Source organism: Acinetobacter sp. 231_lipA (genome assembly GCF_058243005.1).
On the sequence record NZ_JBZAYU010000001.1, the window covers coordinates 499,192 to 520,503 of the forward strand.

Genomic DNA, 21,312 nt, shown 5'->3' on the forward strand with positions numbered 1-21,312 from the left:
ACCAGCTATATAATATTTAACAACAAGATCTTCTAATTTGTTCAATTTTGATTGAGTTTTTAACAAAATCCCTATCAGCACCTATATTTTTAAAATGAGAAAAAAAATTAATTAAAAAATTTAGATATATCTATATCTAATGCATTGAGCCAGTCTTGCAATTCAATAATATCAAGTCTCCGATCAAAATTTTCAACTTTAGCCACATATGACTGCGGCTTTTTTAAAGACGAAGCAAGTTGTACCTGAGTCATTACTTTAGACTCACGTAATTCAATTAACTTTCTGATGAATGCCCGATATCTAGGGTCATGTAATGAACTCATAGAAACAGATATTGAACTATGAGATAAAATATCCCAAAATAGGATATCTTATAAGTCTTTGGTTCTAGAATGAATGTTGCTCACAGTCTCAAACAGGATATTTTGATATATCTATCTAAAAATACTTTTGAGAAAAGTGAATTTAAGTATATATATGAAGGATTTACCCAAAACTTACCTGAATTTAAGTCAAAAAAGTATTACCAAAAAATTTATCATCTCATCCGAGAGTTTGAGGAATTAAACTTACTTGAAATTGATAAATCTGGCTGTACTTATAAATACAGTACGAATACTGACCAAAAAAAATTCTTAAGTTTATTAGAGCAATCATATGATAAAAATGCTTTACAGAAGCAACTGTTAGTCGATTATCATCAAAAAAATTCAGAATTACATAAAATTAAAGCAGAACTAGAAATTTTTAATAAGTATTTATTACTGTATCCCAAGATTCAGGAAAAAATTGCTTCATTTATGAATGAACGAGATTATAAACTTTTAAAACTTGAATCAGAATTGCTAGCTATAGATATTATTTTAGAGAATATTTCATAATCTTCCAAAATAACAGCAACAATAAGAATAAGTCTGATAACAATCTACATAACCACGCATTTCTAATGTATAAATATTTTAGATATTGGCTAAGATTTACTTAAAGCCAATATCTAAAAAACTTTAAAATTAAAATAATTTCAAATATAATTTTTAGAAACTAGATATAACTTTTAGGGATCAAACTTTTACTTAAAATCTAATATATTATCCTTTTTTCTATAAACTTTAAGTTCATCTTTTAGTCTTTTATTTTCAATAATTAATGAATTAACTTGTCCTAACGCTATTTCATAGAGAGCACATAATTCTTTGTATTTATCATTTTTTATAGTAATACTTGCTTTCAGGTCCTTCTGAACAGGAGAATTTGATGCAATTCTTCTAGCAAGCTCAGCCTTTTTTATATTATCTCTTAACTCTTCAAGTTCTGGATTATCATTTCTAATTGAACTAGGGTCTCTACCAGCTTCAATTGCTACAGTTGCCTTATTAATCTTGTATTTCTTATTAATTAATTCAGGATGGGTAGGCTTATTTAAAATTAAACGGTCTAATGCTAACTCATAGTTTTCACGCATTTTAGACATTGTTATCCTCCAATAAATTTCTTTTCGCTAATACTCTATCAATAGCATCAATTTCTATTCTAAACTGCTTATATGTAATTGAATTTTCATCCAATTTATCAATTTGTTTTAAATAATTTTCCTTTGCTGTATTCAACGCAACCAACGAATTATCATCAAAAATTGCTTCGCTACAAGTTACACATGCAGTAGCAAATGCAAAAGACAATTTGTTACAGTTATCACTTTTACCACAGCCTCCTAAGGGAGTTTTTTTATAAAAAATGCGACCTGCTTTAATATGTTTAAGAGTTTGCTGACGATCAGTTAAATACTTAGGTTGGTGAGGGGCAGTTTTCTGTAGTTCAAAATAAGTTCCTTTTGCACCAAATAAGACTGAATCATTTTCAATAACGTTATGCGAGAAGGAGGAAAATTGGAATAACTCTCTTTCTGCTCTATACTCATTAACTATATCCTTTTGAAAGTTTAAGTTTTTTGCATTATGAAAGTTATTTCCATAATACATAGTCATACTAAAACTAATGTGTTTTAACTGTTTTTTTAGTGCAGGTAGCTTAACTATATTACTACGAGAAGCGTAAACTGCTAGGCTTCTTCTAAATTGGTGATAGGCAAAATTCCATGCATGACCGATTTGGATGTTATAATCATTCTCCCAGTCTACTAACATATTGAAATTAAACAACTCTTCAAGATCAGATTTTTCAATTATAATAGGTTCAATTATTTTATAAATATTTTTACCTAAAGTAGGTGTAAACAAAGTAGCATAATCATATAAAGGATTTATACCAACAGGGTGTTTCTGCTGATTAAAAATTGGTAATAAAGGGTATTCTTCAAGAGGGATATTTATTATTTTTTCTTCTATAAACCCTATGCTCAATAAAAACTTATGTAGTTTAGCAATATCTTGTAGAATTTCAATAACTTGAACTACTTGCTTTGAAGTTACCCAAATTGCAGACACTATTCCTAATTTAGTGAGCTTAGAAGTAAAATTATTTAAAATAAAAGTCTTACTATTATCCGCCTTATTCGTTATTTCCTCTAAACAATAATAAGGTAAATTAGTAATCTCATTCTTACGCATACCACTAAAACAAGAAATAAATGCACTTCCCAAAGATTGAATGTAAAGAAAATGACTTATTAAATGAGGTCTTTGTGTAATTGAATATTTGTCAAAATAAAGTTTAAGCTCATTTGATATATTAAGATTAATCAAAAGTTTTCTAAAAGAGCATCTAAAACCTTTACTAGGGCGTCTACTAGTGAATTTTTCATGATTAATAAAATCTATAAGTTCAGATCAAACACTATGGTAAAGTTGAAAAAATTCAGTTGATTTATATATAAAATCGGCAAGTATTCTTGAAGGAATCAATATAGTTTGATTAGGTTCTTTAGTGGCCACCTTTTTCATCTTATAAAGTTTGGAGAACTGATTTTTTGAAATCCCAAAGTTTTCAAGATTAAAAAATATACCAGTTTTACTAATCAAAGATAAAATAGATATATACTTTTCGATAAGCATTCTATTATCAGTTGCCAATGTGTCAATTAATGCATTGAAATAAAGAACATTATCCCTCATATTAGAAAAATTCAATTTAAAGGATTCACATAAGATTGCTAATCTTCTTAGATCTGAATATTTACCTTCAATAGTATTAAAGGAAAGTCCTGCTGCATTATTTGAATAATAGTATATATAATAATACAAACATAACTTTACATAATATTTTGAATCATCACTCAAATTAGATTTACTAAAATCAATTACAGTCGCTTGAGCATAACTTGTAATATAATCTTTAAAATCCCAACAATCATCAGTAAAGTAATTTAAAGGCTTATCATCTTCAAAAATTACTATTGTATATTGATTGGGTAATGTATTTGAAAGCTTAATTTTCTCTAAATTTATAAATTTAGTCTTCAACATAAAACTGCACCCCTAAATCAATCAATAACTCTAATATATTTTGCCAGTTTTCATCAAAATACCCATCATCCACTTCAGCTTTAATAGTATGTATAAGACTTTTTACGTGATCATATTTATTAACTATCTGTTTCAATATTTCATCTATACGAAACTTAACTATTAGCATTTCCTCGTTTAGATCAGAATGCATCTCTGTAATTTTTCTTAAAGAAAGTAATTTACGTAAATCAATTTCATCTGTATGTAAAACATAATTTTCGCAAAATAAGCATGTGGATGGATTTGAACAATTTGGCTGCTCTATATTTTCGTTAAAACCATCAGCTCTAATAGGCGATGTATCAGTACAATGTCCAGCCATGGTAGGGCTACTTTCAATATCAGTAATAACAGGAATAGTTTTCCTTGTAGTACGATTCTTAAAAATCATATGGTCATATACATTATCAAAAAATTTAGTAAATTGAGAACGTACTTGTTCCTTGGTAGCATCAGTATAATGTTTAAAATCTACTGTAGAGGTATGACCTAATATTTCTGCACTAATATCAATTGCTTGATTATAATTTTCAACACCTTCCAAATTCTTGTAGATGTTGGCATGACTCCCTCGTCCTACTCTTGGACCTATATAGGACCCTTTACCAAATATTGAGTTATACCAATTTTTGTATAAATTCAGATCTTTATCACTATAAAGACCTATTAGATCCTTAATATTTTTATTAGCATTTAATTTAAATGTAAAAAAAACATAATTCCCTATTTTTTTTCGTTCTTTTTCATCAACTAAATTCAATACATATTCACGAAAGGCTAAAAAGTCTTTTAAAGGCTGAACAATTTTATTAGTTAACCCTACAGCAACAGTCCCTCCACCTGAACGCTCTTTAACATAAAATATTTTTTGATTTGGTACATCAGGATTTAAGTTCTTCAAATCTTGAGTTTGTAGTCCATATATCACAGACAAATTACATCCTGAATCTGTTATTATCCATAATGCCATACTTGACATAGCTATATTAATAACCTTTAACCGCTCTCTACTATTATGTCTATTAGCATTTAAAAGCATTTTCAAATGCTTGTTATAGCTCTTTTTAAGATCAAAGGGTAATTCGTCATTTTTATCTTTATAACGAATTTTCAACTCGTCTACATCATCAATCTTTTTAACATTCTGAACTGCTTCAATTCGGTTTAAAAACCTACCTTCCTTATTATAAAAATATTTTTTTACAAGAGCAGAAGTACGTGTAATATATAAAACAGAAGGCACTTCAGAAATGTTACCATTGATATTAAAATTAATTGGAAAATTACCATTACTTAAAGAAAACTGAGAAAAGATCTTATATATCTTTTGGCAATTATTTAGATATACACGGTAATCCTCAGTTTCAGATACTTCTTTATCTTTATTTGGAGAATCATACCCTTTAATATTAATATATTTACCCATAAAATCTTCCAAATCAACGTTACAAGTTGAAGATATTAATTCAGCACAAATTTTTTGCCTAGCAGCTATATTTTTTGTAGATTTAAAATTGGGATTCTTAAATTCATTTTTAATCTTTGCAATAAGAAACTTAGTATAAAAATCATAAATAATGTGACATTGATTAATATCATCAAAACTTATCTCTATATTCTGTTCGCTACCAATAGAATACAATTCATCAAGTGTCACTTTTAACCGCCCTAAGATTACTCTCGCTGAACCAACGGTTAACTTAGTACATTTGTAATCTAGAAACTCTTTGATTGCACTTGCAATCTTTTCATTAAATGTACTTTTAATAACTTTTGCATTATGGTTTGTTTTGCATGATTTAGATCTTTTAGCATAACAAAGAGAACCTATATCAACATAACTATTTGTATTGCCTTGTTTTGTAATTAAAACTAATTTTTCCACATCGTAACCATTTTCTGAAAACTTATAGAAATCTTCTATATGGACGAATTCAATATTTCTTTCTTCAAACATAGTGTCACTTCTATCAATATCAATTAATTAAAACAATAAATAAGCTCGACAAATTCCTGCTTCACACTTTCATAAAACTTATTTTTCGCACTATAATTCAAATAAAGATATGTTGTTTCTCTGTCTTTATGTCCCATCCTCTCTCTAACTTCTTCGATTATATGAGACTCAGGTACACCATATTTTCGAAGAAGATGTACTAAATTTAAACCGAATGTTGCTCTTAAATCATGAATACTAAATTTTCGTATTAATTGCTTATCATTTTCCATCTTCTGGAAAAGATCTTTCATATTTTTATACACAGCTTTACCATCTTTTTCAGAAAATGGCTTACTAACAGGAAATAGTCTATTTTTTCTATCCTCTAGCTCTTTTTTACTTGTATAAAATGGCTCTCCAAACTTAGTTAAAAATACATAGTTATTTTTATTCTTATAATAACTTTGAGTTGACCGTTCAATCCACTCTTCTGAATTTATGTAGTTATTCAACATCTCTAATAATTCAGTATGAAAAAAAATTATATATTTTTTATCATTTTTATTATCTATAGACTCACCACCAATCTGTATTTTTTTAAAACTTCCATTTACTTTTTCACTAATCATCATATTCTTAATATCATTTACTCTTAATGTACAAATTGACTGAATTCTAGCTCCTGTAGTCAATGCTATGAGACATATTAATTGAAGCGCTCTATTATTAGATTCTTTCAAATAACTTATAAAAATACTTTGCTCCTGCTCTGTTAAAGGATGTAGTTTTCTACCATCTTTAATTGAATCAGAAGTTTGAATAGCACGTGGTGCCCTTGGAATACTTAAATCGGATGAACGTACAATTTTTTTTTGAGTAAATCCTTTTTCACCCTCAAAATATATTCTTTTTTTCAATAGAGTATATGGTCTATTATCTAGTTCAGTAAAAGTGAAGATTTTATTTTCAATGCAAAACTCATAGAAATCAACTATCCTATTTATTCTTTGACTAATAGTATTTCTACCAATTTTTTTACGCCCATTTAGCTTAAATTCCTTTTCTCTTTCTAATAGATCATGTCTATATCTAAAAGTAACCCTTTGTGCTTTTTTAATAGATAAATGCAGCATATTAAGATTATTAGCTTCCATAAATCTTAAAAAGTCTAATAAATCGTTTCCAGCAGTTCTTAGTAAGGCCGAGGATCTATTCCTATCAGAACGCAAAAAATCAATATATAAAGAAGCCTTATCCCAGACAGTACCATCACTCTTAAGAACGATTGGATAACTAGAACAATATTCTCCTGTCTCAATATGTTCATTTCTCTCTACATCATATTCAGTAGGTCGATATTCTCTAATCTTCTTACATTCAATTTTATTTTCTTTTTTACATTCATTATCAAACTTATCCATTTCAAGTTATTTCCTCAATTCCATAATTTATCTAGTTTACATTGAAATTCCATATTTGTAAGTATACATTGCCTCAAAATGCATTCGATGCCGAAGGTTTAACCAAGCTGACCGAAACAATTGAAGACCGTCGTCGTAAACGTAATCACATTGAGCAAGACGCTGACCTTGCCATTAAGACCAAAAACTTAGAAGCAGAACAAGCTCGCCTACAAATCATTCGTGAAGAAGAATACGCCAAACTACAGCAAGAGCGTGAAATTGCAATTCGCCGTGCAGAACAATTGGCTGAAATTGCCTCTCAAGAAGCAGAGAAAAAACGTGAAGCAGAAGAAGCACGTATTGCAGCTGAGCGTGAAGTCGAGTTAAAGCGTATTGGTGCAGCACGTGATGTGGAAAGCCAAAACATTCAAAAATCACAAATTATTGAACAAGCCCAGGTTGAACAAAAGAAAACCATCGAACTGGCAGAACAATCACGTGCCATTGCGATTGCGGAAAAGTCGCGTGAAGAGTCTGAAGCCAAAGCTTCTGCTGACCGTGCCCGCGCTGAAGCGGTTAAAGCTGAAGAAGAAGTGATTACGGTACGCGAAACCCAGCGTGCTGAGCGTCAAAAAGCAGTTGAGTTGGTTGCGGCGAAACAAGCTGCAGAAAAAGATGCGATTGCAATTACGGTTGCAGCTGAAGCAGGCAAACAAGCCGCTGCAGATGATGCCGAAGCCGTTCGTATTGCAGCGGAAGCTCAAGCCGAACAAGCTCGCTTAAAAGCCAAAGGTGAAGCAGATGCCAAAATACTGTTGGCTCAAGCAATGGAAAAACAATACCAAGTCGACGCAGATGGTACACGTGCTGTCAATGAAGCCAACAACATCTTATCTCCAGAGCAAGTCGAAATGCAAATTCGCCTAGCATTGTTAAAATACTTACCTGAGATCATTCGTGAAAGTGTTAAACCGATGGAAAACATTGATGACATCAAAATTCTACAGATTAATGGTTTAGGCAATGTCGGTTCAGCTACAACTGGAGGTGATGGTACGGAATCTTCACAAGTTGCTTTGTCTGATCAAGTGGTGAATAGTGCGCTACGCTATCGTACCCAAGCACCACTAATCGATAGCTTGATGAATGAACTGGGGATTCAAGGCGGCGACATCAATGGTTTAACCCAAAGCTTAAAACCGCAAAGCAAAGCTCAATAGTAGTTAGACTTACAATCAAAAAACGCGACGATCTGTCGCGTTTTTATCATCTGCTTTAATATTCAACTTTCTACAAAATACACATTTAAGCTTTTTAAACGATAGACCCTCTAATTCACTCAGCATAGTAAGCCTATCATCTATTATAAAAATTTAAGTTAGTTTAGCTTGGTAAACGATTCGTCGACCATCAGAAAATGCAAAGAAGTAATGTAAACATCCTAAACACTACAATTGAGTGAAAATATTCTAAACGATGTATAACTGCAACGTTTTTATAAATAAATTGAGTTAATCCATTTAGTGCAAACGCACCCAAAAGAAACGGATCAATTGCCCACGATCATAAGGAAAATTTGAAAGGTACTCATATCCAACTTTATTTCGTTTGTTGATTTTAATTTCAATACCATACCCAAATGAAATGCTGAGTGCATCCAAGTCTGAACTATGAAACTCCCCTGTCCCTAATTTATGGCTCAAACTATCCGAGTTGTAGGCCGAGTAGTTAAATACACGAATATATTCATTCTCATAAAAATCATTATTGATCAAGGTATAATCGTTTTCCTCTTCATCATGTTGTGCAGCTAACTGCTGATAATGGTGGAAGATATCATCACTCAAAGACTCTGCCAAATAGACATCTTCATTTTCAGCATAAGCGCTATTAACCGCCAACCCGAATAAGAATAAGCAGCAGAAAAACAATAAATGAATCGGCTTTAACATCTGCAATACTATGTCTTCAAAAGAATTATTTTAATTATGAATATAGCATACTCCCCTATAGAAACAGTGCACACTAAATATTTATCGATACTCAGATTGGTAGGTACATAGCAAATCTTGCTCTAATTTCACCATTTTATCTTTTGTTCAGTATGGCTTTTCAATGCGGCTGAATATAATTTTCAACAGGGATTAAGTTACTCTAAACCCTCATATTATTTTTTGTCTTAGAGCAAACCAAAATACTCCCCACAAAAAAGCCGCATGTGCAATTAACACCTACGGCTTTTTATTTTAAAATGTAAAGGCTTAAATTAAACCTTTGTCCTTTAAAAGTTGGAACATCGTTGAACCGAGTTCTGCTGGGCTACGTGTATACGCCATCCCCGCTTTTTCAAATGCTGCAAACTTTTCTTCCGCAGTACCTTTACCACCAGAAATAATCGCTCCCGCATGCCCCATACGCTTGCCTTTCGGCGCCGTTACACCTGCAATATAACCCACAACAGGTTTAGTCACATGCGATTGAATATATTCAGCTGCCTCTTCTTCAGCCGTACCGCCAATCTCACCAATCATGATAATCGCTTCAGTTTGCGGATCTTCTTGGAACAGTTTCAAACAATCAATTTGGTTCATGCCCGGAATTGGATCACCACCAATACCAATACAGGTGGATTGACCTAAACCAAGCTTAGTCGTTTGCGCAACCGCTTCATACGTCAATGTACCAGAGCGAGAGATAATACCAATTTTACCCGGTTGGTGAATATGACCAGGCATAATCCCGATCTTACATTCACCCGGAGTAATAATACCCGGACAGTTTGGACCAATCAGACGCGTACCATTACCATTTGTTTCAAGATAACGCTTAGCTTTGAGCATGTCTAAAGTTGGCACACCTTCTGTGATGACCACAATCAGCCCAACACCTGAATCCACTGCTTCAATAATTGAATCTAATACAAACGGAGCCGGCACATAAATCACAGTCGCATCTGCACCTGTACCGGCAACTGCATCTTTCATGGTGTTAAATACAGGTAAATCTAGATGAGTTGTGCCGCCTTTACCCGGTGTAACCCCACCAACGACTTTGGTTCCATAATCTAGCGCTTGTGCTGAGTGGAATGTACCATTTTTGCCTGTAAAACCTTGTACCAATACTTTGGTGTCTTTATTAATTAATACGCTCATATTGATACTCCTTACGCTTTTACTGCAGCAACAATTTTTTCTGCGGCATCCGATAAGCCATTTGCAGAAATAAGTTTTAAACCTGATTCATCAAGTAATTTGGCACCTAATTCAGCATTGTTCCCTTCTAAACGAACAACCACAGGTACGGCCACATTTACTTCTTGAACCGCTGCAATAATTGCTTCAGCAATCATGTCACAACGTACAATTCCACCGAAGATATTAATCAATACCCCTTGTACAGAGGTATCTGCCAGAATAATTTTAAATGCTTCAATCACACGGTCTTTGGTTGCACCACCGCCAACATCAAGGAAGTTCGCAGGTTGGCCGCCATAGAGTTTAATAATATCCATGGTTGCCATCGCAAGGCCCGCACCATTGACCATACAGCCAATGTTGCCTTCAAGCGCGACGTAGTTGAGGTCAAATTCAGACGCTTTCAACTCCCGTTCATTTTCCTGTGACTTATCACGTAGCGCAGCAATTTCTGGTAAACGGTACAGCGCGTTTGAGTCAATCCCCACTTTGGCATCGACACATAGGATGTCACCATTTTCACGCACAGATAACGGGTTAATCTCAAATAAAGCAAAGTCATTTTCAATGAATGCTTGATACGCAGCAGACATGACTTTCACAAATTGATTCACTTGACCATCTTTAAGGTTCAACTTAAATGCAACTTCGCGTGCTTGAAATGGCAATAAGCCAACCAAAGGATCGACTTCAACTTTGATAATTTTTTCTGGGGTTTCTTCAGCAACCTTTTCAATTTCAACGCCACCTTCGGTTGAAGCCATAAAGGTCACACGACGACTTGAGCGGTCAACCACTGCACCTAAATACAGTTCACGCTCTACAGGATACACATCTTCCGCGACAAGTACGCTATTTACAGGTTGGCCATGGCTATCGGTTTGATAGGTAACAAGGTTGGTCCCGATGATGCTTTTTGCATATTCAGCAGCTTCCGTTACTGACTTTACAACTTTTACGCCACCCGCCTTACCACGACCACCCGCATGCACTTGGGCTTTCATGACAGCAAATTTTCCGCCTATTTGTTCAAAGGCTTTTACTGCTTCGTCTGGGGTGGTGGCAAGTACGCCCTCTTGGACAGGCATACCATATTTTTTTAATAGCGCTTTAGCTTGATATTCATGTAAATTCATCGACTAACCTTTTTATTACTGCTTATTTACTTTTTGTTGCACCGAAACTGTTTACTATCACAGTAACCATTTTGGATTTTTAAAACTTCTTATCTTTATTTTTAGATGATTCTTCATGAGAAGACAACACCTGAAACAAAAAAGAGCGACCGTAGTCGCTCTTTTCGTTGTCTTATTTGCGTTTACGCTGGATTGCGTGAATCGCTCGACCATCCACTGCAAGTGCAGCTTCATGAACCACTTCTGAGAATGTTGGGTGACCAAAAGTCATCAACTGTAGATCTTCAACCGAAGATACAAACTCAAGTGCAATCATACCTTGGTGTACGATGTCAGATGCAGCAGGTCCAATCACGTGCATACCCAGTAAACGATCTGTTTTTGCATCAGCAACAAACTTCACGAAACCAGCATTTTCACCCGCAGCCATTGCACGGCCGTTTGCAGCGAAACCGAATTGACCCGTTTTAACTTCATGTCCTTTCTCGATCGCTTGCTGTTCTGTTAAACCGACCCACGCCGCTTCTGGGTGTGTGTAAATCACAGAAATGATGGTGTCATAGTTAACTTGAGCTGCATGACCGTGAATACGCTCAACAGCCATTACGCCTTCTTCCATTGCTTTATGTGCAAGCATTGGACCACGTACTAAGTCACCAATTGCATATACACCTTCAACAGAAGTCGCACACCAATCATTCACATCAACTAAACCACGTTCAGTAAGTTTGATGCCGCAATCATCAGCCAATAGACCTTCAGCGTATGCACGACGACCTACACAAACGATCAACTTATCAAACGCTTGAGTTTTTTCTTCGCCGCCTTGAGTATATTTAACAGTGACTTCAGAACCATTAACTTCTGTGCCAGCAACTTTAGCACCAACACGGATATCAAGACCTTGCTTAGTCAACAGTTTTTGGTAGTCTTTTGCCAAAGCTTTATCAGCCATTGGTAAGAATGCATCCATTGCTTCAAATACAACAACTTCAGCACCTAGACGACGCCATACTGAACCAAGCTCAAGACCGATTACACCCGCACCAATGACACCTAAACGCTTAGGTACTTCTTGGAATTCTAAAGCACCAGTTGAGTCAACGATAATGTTTTGATCAACTGGTGCTGATGGAATGTTAATTGGCACAGAACCTGTCGCAAGAATCACATATTTAGGCTCTAAAACTTGAGTTTCACCTTCGTGAGATACAAATTCTACTTTTTTACCTGCAAGTAATTTACCTGTACCTTTTAACCACTCAATACCGTTACCTTTTAAAAGGCCATCAATACCCATGGTCAGTTGGTCAACAATTTTGTCTTTACGTGCAAGGAGTTTAGACAAATCAAAGTTCACTTCACCTGTTGTAATACCGTGATCAGCTAAGTGATGCACTGTATCTTCATAACGGTGAGAAGAATCAAGCAATGCTTTAGACGGAATACAACCCACGTTTAAGCACGTCCCACCTAAAGATGGTTTACCTTTGTGAATACGTTTTTCAATACACGCAACTTTAAAACCAAGCTGCGCTGCACGAATTGCTGCTTCGTAACCACCTGGGCCACCGCCAATTACAACAAGATCAAATTGTTGAGACATTTTTATCTCCAAAAATGGGCTTAGAGGATCGCTCTAAGCCCATGTTTTATTCTTTAGAATTAAAGGTCAAGGATCAATTTAGCTGGTTCTTCTAACAATTCTTTGATTGTTACCAAGAAACCAACTGCTTCTTTACCATCGATTAGACGGTGGTCATAAGAAAGCGCTAAATACATCATCGGTAGGATTTCTACTTGACCGTTTACAGCCATTGGACGCTCTTGGATTTTATGCATACCCAAAATCGCAGTTTGTGGTGTATTCAAGATCGGAGTCGACAACAATGAACCGAAAGTACCACCGTTAGTAATGGTGAATGTACCGCCAGTCATGTCTTCGATACCCAATTTGCCATCACGTGCTTTGTAAGCAAAGTCACGGATACCATTTTCAACTTCAGCATAGTTCATGCGATCTGTATCACGAAGCACAGGTACAACTAGACCACGCTCAGAAGATACTGCTACACCGATGTCATAGTAACCGTGGTAAACAATGTCATCACCGTCAATTGAAGCGTTAACTGCTGGGTAGCGTTTAAGTGCTTCAGTTGCCGCTTTAACAAAGAAAGACATAAAGCCAAGACGCGCACCGTGACGCTTCTCAAATGCGTCTTTGTATTGTGCACGCATTTCCATGATTGGCTTCATGTTCACTTCGTTAAACGTTGTCAACATTGCAGTTTCTTGCGTTGCAGCAAGTAGACGCTCAGCAACACGCTTACGAAGACGTGTCATAGGAACACGCTTTTCAACACGCTCACCCACAGCAACACTTAATGGTGCTGCAGCTGGAGCTGCTGGTTTAGTTTGATGATTTGCCACATCTTCTTTCGTTATACGACCACCACGGCCTGTACCCGCAACATCAGCAGCTGGAATGCCAGACTCAGTCAATGCCTTACGTACAGCAGGCGCTTGATCAGCAACTTGAGCACGTTCAACGACTGGTGCAGCACCTGCTTCAGTTTGAACAACCGCTTGCTCTACTTTCGATTCAGATTGAACTGCTTCAGTTTGCGCAGCGCCAGATACAGCACCTTCTTCAAACTGTGCAATCACTTCATTTGAAAGAACAGTGTCACCCTCACCTTTAATGATCGATGCAATTGTACCGTCAGCAGGAGCAACAACTTCTAAAACAACTTTATCTGTTTCAATATCACAGATCACTTCATCACGTGATACTGCTTCACCTGGTTGTTTGTGCCAAGTTGCGATTGTTCCATCCGCAACTGACTCAGGGAATACCGGTGCTTTAATTTCGGTTGCCATTACTAAGAATCTCCTGTTATTCAGCTACGATCGCTAAAGCGTCATTTACGAGCTGAGCTTGTTGTTTTGCATGCAAATATGGTGAACCACAAGCCGGTGCAGCAGAAGCTTCACGACCTGCATAACTGATACGTACTGGTTTAGCCGACTTCATTACATCATCATATAGACGAGGAGCAATAAATAACCAAGCACCTTGGTTCTTCGGCTCTTCTTGCGTCCAAACGATGTCTTTCACATTTGGATATTGAGCAAGAACTTCAGCAATACGTTGTTCAGGGTATGGATACAATTGTTCAATACGAACGATTGCAGTGTTATTCAACTCTTGCTCACGACGTTTCTCAAGCAAGTCGTAGTAAACCTTACCACCACAAAGTACTAAACGTGTTACGTCTGCTTTGTTGATGTTGTCGATTTCATCAATCACAGTTTGGAATGTACCATTTGCAAGTTCACTTAAAGTAGACGTTGCAAGCTTGTGACGAAGTAAAGACTTCGGTGACATGATGATCATTGGCTTACGAATTGGGCGAATCGCTTGACGACGTAAAGCATGGAAAATCTGTGCAGGTGTAGTTGGTGTCATCACTTGCATGTTGTCTTCAGCACATAGCTGTAAGAAACGCTCTAAACGTGCAGATGAGTGCTCTGGCCCTTGACCCTCAAAACCATGAGGAAGAAGTAGCGTTAAACCACATACACGCTCCCACTTGGTTTCACCTGATGCGATGAACTGATCGATTACAACCTGTGCACAGTTTGCGAAGTCACCAAATTGCGCTTCCCAAATCACCAAGCTCTTAGGAAGCGTGGTTGCATAACCATACTCAAAACCTAACACCGCCATTTCTGACAATAATGAGTCATAAATTGCTGTACGTGGTTGATTTTCTTTAATGTGGCAAAGTGGGATGTACGTTGAACCATCTACTTGGTTATGCAACTTCGCATGACGGTGTGAGAATGTACCACGACCAACGTCTTCACCTGTTAAACGAACAAGGAAACCTTCATCCAAAAGTGATGCATAAGCTAAAGTTTCAGCAGCACCCCAGTTCAATGGCATTTCACCAGTTTGCATTTTCAGGCGATCATCAATCACTTTTGCAACCTGACGCTGCATTACGAAGCCCTCAGGAAGCTCACGCATTTTGCGACCAAGTTCTTTTAAGCGATCTTCAGAACATGTTGTATCCCATACGTCTGTATAGTCATGTCCTAAGTACGGTGCCCAATCTACAAACATTTTTGTATTTGGTTCAAGTACCAATGCATTGGCAACGTGCTTACCTGCTTCTAAATCAGCACGGTAGTCTTCAACCATTTGATCTGCTTTAGCACGGTCTAAGACGCTTTCTTGAACCAATTGGTCTGCATACAGCGCACGCGTTGTCGTTTTCTTGTTGATGACTTGATACATCATTGGCTGAGTTGCAGCTGGCTCGTCCGCTTCGTTGTGACCACGGCGGCGGTAACAGAACATGTCAATGACAACGTCTTTACGGAAAGTATGACGGAAGTCATGTGCCAATTGCGCAACAAACAATACTGATTCAGGATCATCACCGTTCACATGGAAAATCGGTGCTTGGATCATTTTCGCGATGTCCGTACAGTATTCTGTAGAACGCGCATCACGTGGATCAGACGTTGTGAAACCTACTTGGTTATTCACCACAATGTGAACCGTACCACCCACTGTATAGCCACGTGTTTGTGACATTTGGAAGGTTTCTTGGTTAACACCTTGACCTGCAAATGCAGCATCACCATGAACAATTACTGGCAATACGTCATCACCACCAATGTCTTTACGACGAACTTGACGTGCACGTACTGAGCCTTCAACCACAGGGCCAACGATTTCTAAGTGTGATGGGTTAAACGCCAATGCCAAGTGAACTTCACCACCTGGAGTCATTACGTTTGAAGAGAAACCTTGGTGGTACTTAACGTCACCAGAACCTTTTTTATGTAAGCTCTTACCTTCAAACTCACCAAATAGGTCTGCTGGGTTTTTACCCATGATGTTTACAAGAAGGTTTAAACGACCACGGTGTGGCATACCAATGACCACTTCTTTACAACCTACAGAACCTGCACGTTGAATCAAAGCATCAACCATTGGAATGAAAGATTCACCACCTTCCACGCCGAAACGTTTTGCACCAACGTATTTATTACCTAGGAATTTTTCTAGGCCTTCAGCCGCAGTTAAACGCTCTAATACGTGTTTTTTCTGTTCTGCAGTGAAGTTGAATTGACCACGTGCACCTTCAAGGCGTTGTTGAATCCAACGTTTTTCTTTGGTATCAACAATGTGCATGTATTCTGCACCAATTGAAGCACAGTACGTTGCTTCCATGGCTTGAACCATTTCACCTAGAGTTGCTTCGTCTTTACCAATCAAAAGATTACCTGTGTTGAATACAGTGTCTAAATCAGATTGGGTTAAGCCATGTGCAGCAAGGTCAAGATCTGGCACGATTTCACGTTTTGCCAAACCTAAAGGATCAAGCTTCGCTTTTTGGTGACCGCGGTTACGGTACGCTGCGATTAGTTGTAGTACGCCAATTTGACGACGTTCATGTTCTGTACTAACAGAACTTTGTACCACTGCTTGAACACGACTTGAATTACGACCTAGTAATAAGAATTGCTCACGTACATTGCTGTGTGGTTGATCACCTTTCGGGTATTTATCGAAGTATGCACGCCAGTCAGCTTCTACTGAGTCTGGTGCAGCCAAGTACTGCTCATAAAGTTCTTCAATATACGCTGCACTATCAGCGGAAAGTTCAGTGTCAAGACGCAATGCGTCAGCAACTTCTTGCATTTGTGGACCCATTTCCTATTGCAAAAACATTTCAGGATGCTTTTTAAGCGAACCCATGATTAGTAATGTCAAATTGGTAACATGACATTAGTCCCCATAAGGCGGATGCCATGAGGCGTTATCACTACATTAGAATTACCCAATGTGACAATGAATCATAACGCCCTCAGCGGCATCATCACTCATTCATACCCGGCCAAAACCGAGCAATTTTTTTGCAAATCGACTTAGAAAAAATAAGGCATTGCATTATTTTTTCTAAAGCGACTAACTCCTCATTTATACTCGCTCTAATGCAGCTTAAATGTTGAATTAATGTACATATTTAGCGCGCATTTTTTAAATATAAATGTGCAAAAATTTTAACATACTCCCCATATTTCAATTGATTTTTTTGACACATACCTTTCATAAATTGGCGAAATACACATATCAAAATTTCATCTAATATATGGTGCTTTAAATAAAACCGAGTTTCAACGTAGACCAAAGTCTACTCCAAAAAACACATACGAAAAGAGAGCATCATCTTTCAATATGCCCTCCCCATCAACAACATCCATATTAACATCTTCATAACTTTTTTTGCAGACTCATACTTGCACTTATTTATAACATTTGTTTTAAATCGCCGCGCTTTTCACCAATCTGGTGCAATTTATACAAAAGCCACCTATCACAAACAAAAATAGTGCCAACCTCACGCTTTCACTCAACTTTATTTTTTACAGCAAAAATCTTGCTATAAAATAAAAAAGCACACCCTATAGGTGTGCTTTTTCTAACTGATAAATCAGCCTACAGATTAACCCGCAGCATCTAAAAGCATGTTACGGATGTGACCGATTGCTTTAGTTGGGTTCAAACCTTTAGGACACACTGATACACAGTTCATAATACCTTTACAACGGAATAGCGAGAATGGGTCGTCTAGACGAGCCAAACGCTCTTGAGTTGCTGTATCACGAGAGTCAATGATGAAACGGTATGCATTCAACAATGCTGAAGGACCCAAGAACTTGTCTGGGTTCCACCAGAATGACGGGCATGAAGTTGAACAACATGCACAAAGAATACATTCGTATAAACCATCTAAGTGTTCACGCTCTTCAGGAGACTGTAAACGCTCTTTTGGCGGCGCAGGTTGGTTGTTGATCAAGAATGGGTGAATTTTGTTGTACTGATCGTAGAACTGATTCATATCCACAACTAAATCTTTAACCACCGGCAAACCAGGTAAAGGACGAACTGTGATCACTTCTGGTAAGTCGTTTAGGTTCCAAAGACACGCTAAACCATTTTTACCATTGATGTTTACACCATCCGAACCACAAATACCTTCACGGCATGAACGGCGGAATGTTAATGACTCATCCTGTACTTTCAATGCAAGAAGCGCATCAAGCAACATACGGTGCTTATCAGTCAACTCTAACTTGAAAGTTTGCATGTACGGCGCTGCATCCTTATCAGGATCGTAGCGGTAGATATTAAATGTACGAGTACCTCTACTCATCTTACTTCTCCCAATTAGAATGTACGTGGTTTAGGTGGAATTGCAGCAACAGACAATGGCTTATAACGTACTGGCTTGTACTCAAGACGGTTATCGCTAGAGAACCATAATGTGTGCTTCATCCACTCATCATCACGACGACCATATGGGTAAGCTGGATGATCTGGCGACTCTTCAAAGTCTACAACCGTATGCGCACCACGGCACTCTTTACGAGCTGCTGCTGAGATCAATGTTGCTTTAGCCACTTCATACAAGTTTTCAACTTCTAAAGCCTCTACACGCGCAGTGTTAAATACTTTAGATTTGTCTTTCAAGTGAATATTGCGTACACGCGGTTCAATCGCAAGAATCTGCTTCACACCTTCTTCAAGAAGTGCAGTTGTACGGAATACACCAGCATGATCTTGAACGATGTCACGAATTGCATCTGCAACTTCTTGGGCATTTTCACCAGTTGTTGAATCATCCAATTTACGGATACGTGCAACAGTTTGCTCAAGTACAGTCGTAGGAAGCGGTTGGTATTCATCACCGTGATGTTTAGTCACGTAGTCAATGATGTGCTCACCCGCAGCTTTACCAAATACAACCAAGTCTAGTAACGAGTTGGTACCTAAACGGTTTGCACCATGTACAGACACGCAAGAACATTCACCAATTGCATAGAAGCCTTTAACAGGTTTCGTAAAGTTACGATCGCCCGCATTAGTCGAATAGATATCGCTATCTTTGTCATAATGTGCTGCAAATGCTTCAGTTTCAGAACCTTCAGGCACAACCACTTGACCGTGGATATTCGTTGGAATACCACCCATTTGGTAGTGAATTGTTGGTACAACTGGAATTGGCTCTTTGGTGATGTCAACGTTCGCAAATTTCTTACCAATCTCAAATACAGATGGAAGACGTTTCATGATCGTTTCAGCACCCAAGTGCGTCATATCAAGCAAGATGTAGTCTTTCTTCGGACCACAGCCACGACCTTCTTTAATTTCTTGGTCCATAGAGCGTGATACGAAGTCACGTGGTGCCAAATCTTTTAAAGTAGGCGCATAGCGTTCCATGAACGGCTCACCAGCATCGTTACGAAGGATTGCGCCTTCACCACGACAGCCTTCTGTCAACAATACGCCTGCGCCCGCAACACCTGTTGGGTGGAACTGCCAGAATTCCATATCTTGTAGTGGAATACCTGCACGCGCAGCCATACCAAGGCCGTCACCAGTGTTGATATACGCGTTTGTAGATGCACGGTAAACACGACCCGCACCGCCTGTAGCAAACAATGTCGCTTTGGCTTGGAATACTGCAATTTTACCCGTTTCTTGGTCGTATGCAGTTACACCGAGTACATCACCCGCTTCGTTACGGATCAGGTCAAGTGCGATCCATTCAACAAAGAATTGTGTACCCATTTTCACGTTGCTTTGATAAAGCGTGTGAAGAAGTGCGTGACCTGTACGGTCAGCAGCAGCACATGCACGTGGAACCGCTTTTTCACCGTAGTTTGCAGAGTGACCACCAAATGGACGTTGGTAAATCGTACCGTCTGCGTTACGGTCAAATGGCATACCCAAGTGTTCTAACTCATAAACCACTTGTGGCGCTTCACGCGTCATAAATTCAATCGCGTCTTGGTCGCCTAACCAGTCAGAACCTTTAACAGTGTCGTAGAAGTGGTAGTGCCAGTTATCTTCTTGCATATTACCAAGAGATGCACCAATACCACCCTGCGCTGCAACTGTGTGCGAACGAGTTGGGAATACTTTAGTTAAAACAGCAACTTTCAAACCAGCTTGAGCAAGTTGGTAAGACGCGCGCATACCTGAACCACCACCACCAACGATGACAGCATCGAAAGTTTCGTGTGGAATATTTGTGTAATCTTCTTTAGGGGTTATAGCGCCCATGATCTCTTCCTATCAATTCGCCCAAAAAATCTGGATTGCCCAGATCGCATATGCAAATACAGCAATAATTACTGCTGAAGTCAGTACAAGGCGTAAACCTGAAGCTGAAGGACCCATTTGACGAGTAGTCACATAATCCGTGAATACCTGCCACATACCAATCCAAGCATGTGCAACAAGAGATAAGACGGCCAATAAAGATAAAATCTTCATTGGAGCTGTCATCATAAAGCCGTACCACTGTTCATAGCTAAAACCGCCATTGCATAGGATCCAACCTAAAACAACAACTGTATAAACCGCTAATACGACAGCACTTACACGTTGGATAAACCAATCGCGAGAACCTGAACCCGTTAAACCAGTAGCACTTTTCATTAGATAACAATCCATACAAATGCCGCAACGATACCGATTGCAGACAAGATCAATGAAATAGTAGCTGCGATACGACCACTTTGCAGTTCTTCAGCAATACCGATATCTGCAAGTAAGTGCTTAACACCCGCAATAAAGTGGAAAATTAAGCCGGCTACAAATACCCATACGACAAAACGCACAATGAAGCTATTAAAAATAGCCTGAACTTGAGCAAATCCTTCAGGCGAAGACAATGACTTGTCTAAGATCCATAGAAGTACCGGTACGAGTAAAAATACGATGACACCTGATAGACGGTGTAAGATTGATGCAATAGCCACAGGGGATTTTAAGTTTACTTCTAAAACTTGACCCATGGACAAATTGACAGGTCTGTTGCTTTTCACAGCGGGCATCCTGTAAGTAAAAACTCCATCCGGAGTTTGTTGGAATTAATTCGAAGGAAAGCTGGCATTGTTCAGCAGCTACTTTAAAACTCTAAATTAAATAGCGTTTGAACTTAAAACGACACTGAATTATAAGACGTGAACTATCAAAATACAAACAATGCCCTTGGCCTTTTTGCATAAAAATTCTTTAAATAAGAATCATTAACACATAGATAAATACCTTGCGCTACAATACTTTAGCTTCAAATCTTAGCT

17 protein-coding genes and 1 pseudogene are annotated in these 21,312 nt (G+C 37.7%); 2 read left to right on the plus strand and 16 right to left on the minus strand.

The features are described 5' to 3' along the window. Positions 1 to 107: 107 nt before the first annotated feature. Positions 108 to 326 carry a helix-turn-helix domain-containing protein gene (locus tag AC4CUX_RS02555; protein WP_130131375.1) on the minus strand — a complete coding sequence of 73 codons (219 nt, stop codon included), beginning with the start codon at positions 324 to 326 and terminating at the stop codon, positions 108 to 110. A 69-nt stretch (positions 327 to 395) separates the two neighbouring features. Here AC4CUX_RS02555 and AC4CUX_RS02560 point away from each other — a divergent pair, with 69 nt between their 5' ends. Further along, complete coding sequence (locus tag AC4CUX_RS02560) at positions 396 to 884, plus strand: hypothetical protein (protein WP_333653360.1); 489 nt, start codon at positions 396 to 398, stop codon at positions 882 to 884. Between the two features lie 188 nt (positions 885 to 1,072). Here the strand turns inward: AC4CUX_RS02560 and AC4CUX_RS02565 are convergent, their stop codons facing one another. The 5 genes from AC4CUX_RS02565 to AC4CUX_RS02585 all read right to left on the minus strand — a co-directional run bounded on the left by AC4CUX_RS02565 (position 1,073) and on the right by AC4CUX_RS02585 (position 6,827). Beyond that, positions 1,073 to 1,474 carry a hypothetical protein gene (locus AC4CUX_RS02565; RefSeq protein WP_278345187.1) on the minus strand — a complete coding sequence of 134 codons (402 nt, stop codon included), beginning with the start codon at positions 1,472 to 1,474 and terminating at the stop codon, positions 1,073 to 1,075. Next, on the minus strand, positions 1,467 to 2,705 hold the full coding sequence (locus AC4CUX_RS02570; protein ID WP_490792153.1) for a hypothetical protein: 1,239 nt from the start codon (positions 2,703 to 2,705) through the stop codon (positions 1,467 to 1,469). Before AC4CUX_RS02570 ends, AC4CUX_RS02565 begins: the two co-directional genes overlap by 8 nt. A gap of 84 nt (positions 2,706 to 2,789) precedes the next feature. Continuing rightward, positions 2,790 to 3,425 (minus strand): hypothetical protein, encoded by a 636-nt coding sequence (locus tag AC4CUX_RS02575; protein WP_490792154.1) that lies wholly within the window; start codon positions 3,423 to 3,425, stop codon positions 2,790 to 2,792. After that, entirely contained in the window at positions 3,412 to 5,424 is a 2,013-nt protein-coding gene (locus tag AC4CUX_RS02580; protein WP_490792155.1) for a hypothetical protein, read from the minus strand. Before AC4CUX_RS02580 ends, AC4CUX_RS02575 begins: the two co-directional genes overlap by 14 nt. 23 nt (positions 5,425 to 5,447) lie before the next feature. Next, on the minus strand, positions 5,448 to 6,827 hold the full coding sequence (locus AC4CUX_RS02585; protein WP_490792156.1) for a tyrosine-type recombinase/integrase: 1,380 nt from the start codon (positions 6,825 to 6,827) through the stop codon (positions 5,448 to 5,450). Positions 6,828 to 6,886: 59 nt separating this feature from the next. Here AC4CUX_RS02585 and AC4CUX_RS02590 point away from each other — a divergent pair. Beyond that, a pseudogene (locus tag AC4CUX_RS02590) lies at positions 6,887 to 8,029 on the plus strand (flotillin family protein); the annotation flags it as partial. Between the two features lie 300 nt (positions 8,030 to 8,329). Here the strand turns inward: AC4CUX_RS02590 and AC4CUX_RS02595 are convergent. The 10 genes from AC4CUX_RS02595 to sdhC all read right to left on the minus strand — a co-directional run bounded on the left by AC4CUX_RS02595 (position 8,330) and on the right by sdhC (position 21,063). After that, positions 8,330 to 8,761 carry a hypothetical protein gene (locus AC4CUX_RS02595; RefSeq protein ID WP_114392792.1) on the minus strand — a complete coding sequence of 144 codons (432 nt, stop codon included), beginning with the start codon at positions 8,759 to 8,761 and terminating at the stop codon, positions 8,330 to 8,332. Positions 8,762 to 9,070: 309 nt separating this feature from the next. Further along, the gene (gene sucD / locus AC4CUX_RS02600; protein WP_114836768.1) at positions 9,071 to 9,961 is read right to left on the minus strand and encodes a succinate--CoA ligase subunit alpha; all 891 of its coding nucleotides are present in this window, start codon (positions 9,959 to 9,961) and stop codon (positions 9,071 to 9,073) included. Between the two features lie 11 nt (positions 9,962 to 9,972). Continuing rightward, positions 9,973 to 11,139, minus strand: a complete 1,167-nt coding sequence (sucC, locus tag AC4CUX_RS02605) for an ADP-forming succinate--CoA ligase subunit beta (RefSeq protein WP_178928748.1) — start codon at positions 11,137 to 11,139, stop codon at positions 9,973 to 9,975. 172 nt (positions 11,140 to 11,311) lie between these two features. Further along, entirely contained in the window at positions 11,312 to 12,745 is a 1,434-nt protein-coding gene (lpdA, locus tag AC4CUX_RS02610; protein WP_078388586.1) for a dihydrolipoyl dehydrogenase, read from the minus strand. Positions 12,746 to 12,804: 59 nt separating this feature from the next. Next, a complete protein-coding gene (odhB, locus tag AC4CUX_RS02615; RefSeq protein ID WP_058870084.1) occupies positions 12,805 to 14,019 on the minus strand; it encodes a 2-oxoglutarate dehydrogenase complex dihydrolipoyllysine-residue succinyltransferase in 1,215 nt (404 codons plus the stop codon). 16 nt (positions 14,020 to 14,035) lie between these two features. Further along, positions 14,036 to 16,858 (minus strand): 2-oxoglutarate dehydrogenase E1 component, encoded by a 2,823-nt coding sequence (locus AC4CUX_RS02620; RefSeq protein ID WP_058870103.1) that lies wholly within the window; start codon positions 16,856 to 16,858, stop codon positions 14,036 to 14,038. Positions 16,859 to 17,663: 805 nt separating this feature from the next. Next, on the minus strand, positions 17,664 to 18,374 hold the full coding sequence (locus AC4CUX_RS02625) for a succinate dehydrogenase iron-sulfur subunit (protein WP_004982744.1): 711 nt from the start codon (positions 18,372 to 18,374) through the stop codon (positions 17,664 to 17,666). 14 nt (positions 18,375 to 18,388) lie between these two features. After that, positions 18,389 to 20,287, minus strand: a complete 1,899-nt coding sequence (locus tag AC4CUX_RS02630) for an FAD-binding protein (RefSeq protein ID WP_125273218.1) — start codon at positions 20,285 to 20,287, stop codon at positions 18,389 to 18,391. A gap of 12 nt (positions 20,288 to 20,299) precedes the next feature. After that, positions 20,300 to 20,665: a succinate dehydrogenase, hydrophobic membrane anchor protein gene (sdhD, locus tag AC4CUX_RS02635; RefSeq protein WP_004695554.1), complete on the minus strand. Its 366-nt coding sequence runs from the start codon at positions 20,663 to 20,665 to the stop codon at positions 20,300 to 20,302. Beyond that, positions 20,665 to 21,063, minus strand: a complete 399-nt coding sequence (gene sdhC / locus AC4CUX_RS02640; RefSeq protein ID WP_005400408.1) for a succinate dehydrogenase, cytochrome b556 subunit — start codon at positions 21,061 to 21,063, stop codon at positions 20,665 to 20,667. Before sdhC ends, sdhD begins: the two co-directional genes overlap by 1 nt. Positions 21,064 to 21,312: the final 249 nt, after the last annotated feature.

Coding starts and splice junctions, on each gene's coding strand:
- AC4CUX_RS02555 (WP_130131375.1), bottom strand. CDS start 326: ATGAGTTCATTACATGACCCTAGATATCGGGCATTCATCAGAAAGTTA.
- AC4CUX_RS02560 (WP_333653360.1), top strand. CDS start 396: ATGAATGTTGCTCACAGTCTCAAACAGGATATTTTGATATATCTATCT.
- AC4CUX_RS02565 (WP_278345187.1), bottom strand. CDS start 1,474: ATGTCTAAAATGCGTGAAAACTATGAGTTAGCATTAGACCGTTTAATT.
- AC4CUX_RS02575 (WP_490792154.1), bottom strand. CDS start 3,425: ATGTTGAAGACTAAATTTATAAATTTAGAGAAAATTAAGCTTTCAAAT.
- AC4CUX_RS02580 (WP_490792155.1), bottom strand. CDS start 5,424: ATGTTTGAAGAAAGAAATATTGAATTCGTCCATATAGAAGATTTCTAT.
- AC4CUX_RS02585 (WP_490792156.1), bottom strand. CDS start 6,827: ATGGATAAGTTTGATAATGAATGTAAAAAAGAAAATAAAATTGAATGT.
- AC4CUX_RS02595 (WP_114392792.1), bottom strand. CDS start 8,761: ATGTTAAAGCCGATTCATTTATTGTTTTTCTGCTGCTTATTCTTATTC.
- sucD (WP_114836768.1), bottom strand. CDS start 9,961: ATGAGCGTATTAATTAATAAAGACACCAAAGTATTGGTACAAGGTTTT.
- sucC (WP_178928748.1), bottom strand. CDS start 11,139: ATGAATTTACATGAATATCAAGCTAAAGCGCTATTAAAAAAATATGGT.
- lpdA (WP_078388586.1), bottom strand. CDS start 12,745: ATGTCTCAACAATTTGATCTTGTTGTAATTGGCGGTGGCCCAGGTGGT.
- odhB (WP_058870084.1), bottom strand. CDS start 14,019: ATGGCAACCGAAATTAAAGCACCGGTATTCCCTGAGTCAGTTGCGGAT.
- AC4CUX_RS02620 (WP_058870103.1), bottom strand. CDS start 16,858: ATGCAAGAAGTTGCTGACGCATTGCGTCTTGACACTGAACTTTCCGCT.
- AC4CUX_RS02625 (WP_004982744.1), bottom strand. CDS start 18,374: ATGAGTAGAGGTACTCGTACATTTAATATCTACCGCTACGATCCTGAT.
- AC4CUX_RS02630 (WP_125273218.1), bottom strand. CDS start 20,287: ATGGGCGCTATAACCCCTAAAGAAGATTACACAAATATTCCACACGAA.
- sdhD (WP_004695554.1), bottom strand. CDS start 20,665: ATGAAAAGTGCTACTGGTTTAACGGGTTCAGGTTCTCGCGATTGGTTT.
- sdhC (WP_005400408.1), bottom strand. CDS start 21,063: ATGCCCGCTGTGAAAAGCAACAGACCTGTCAATTTGTCCATGGGTCAA.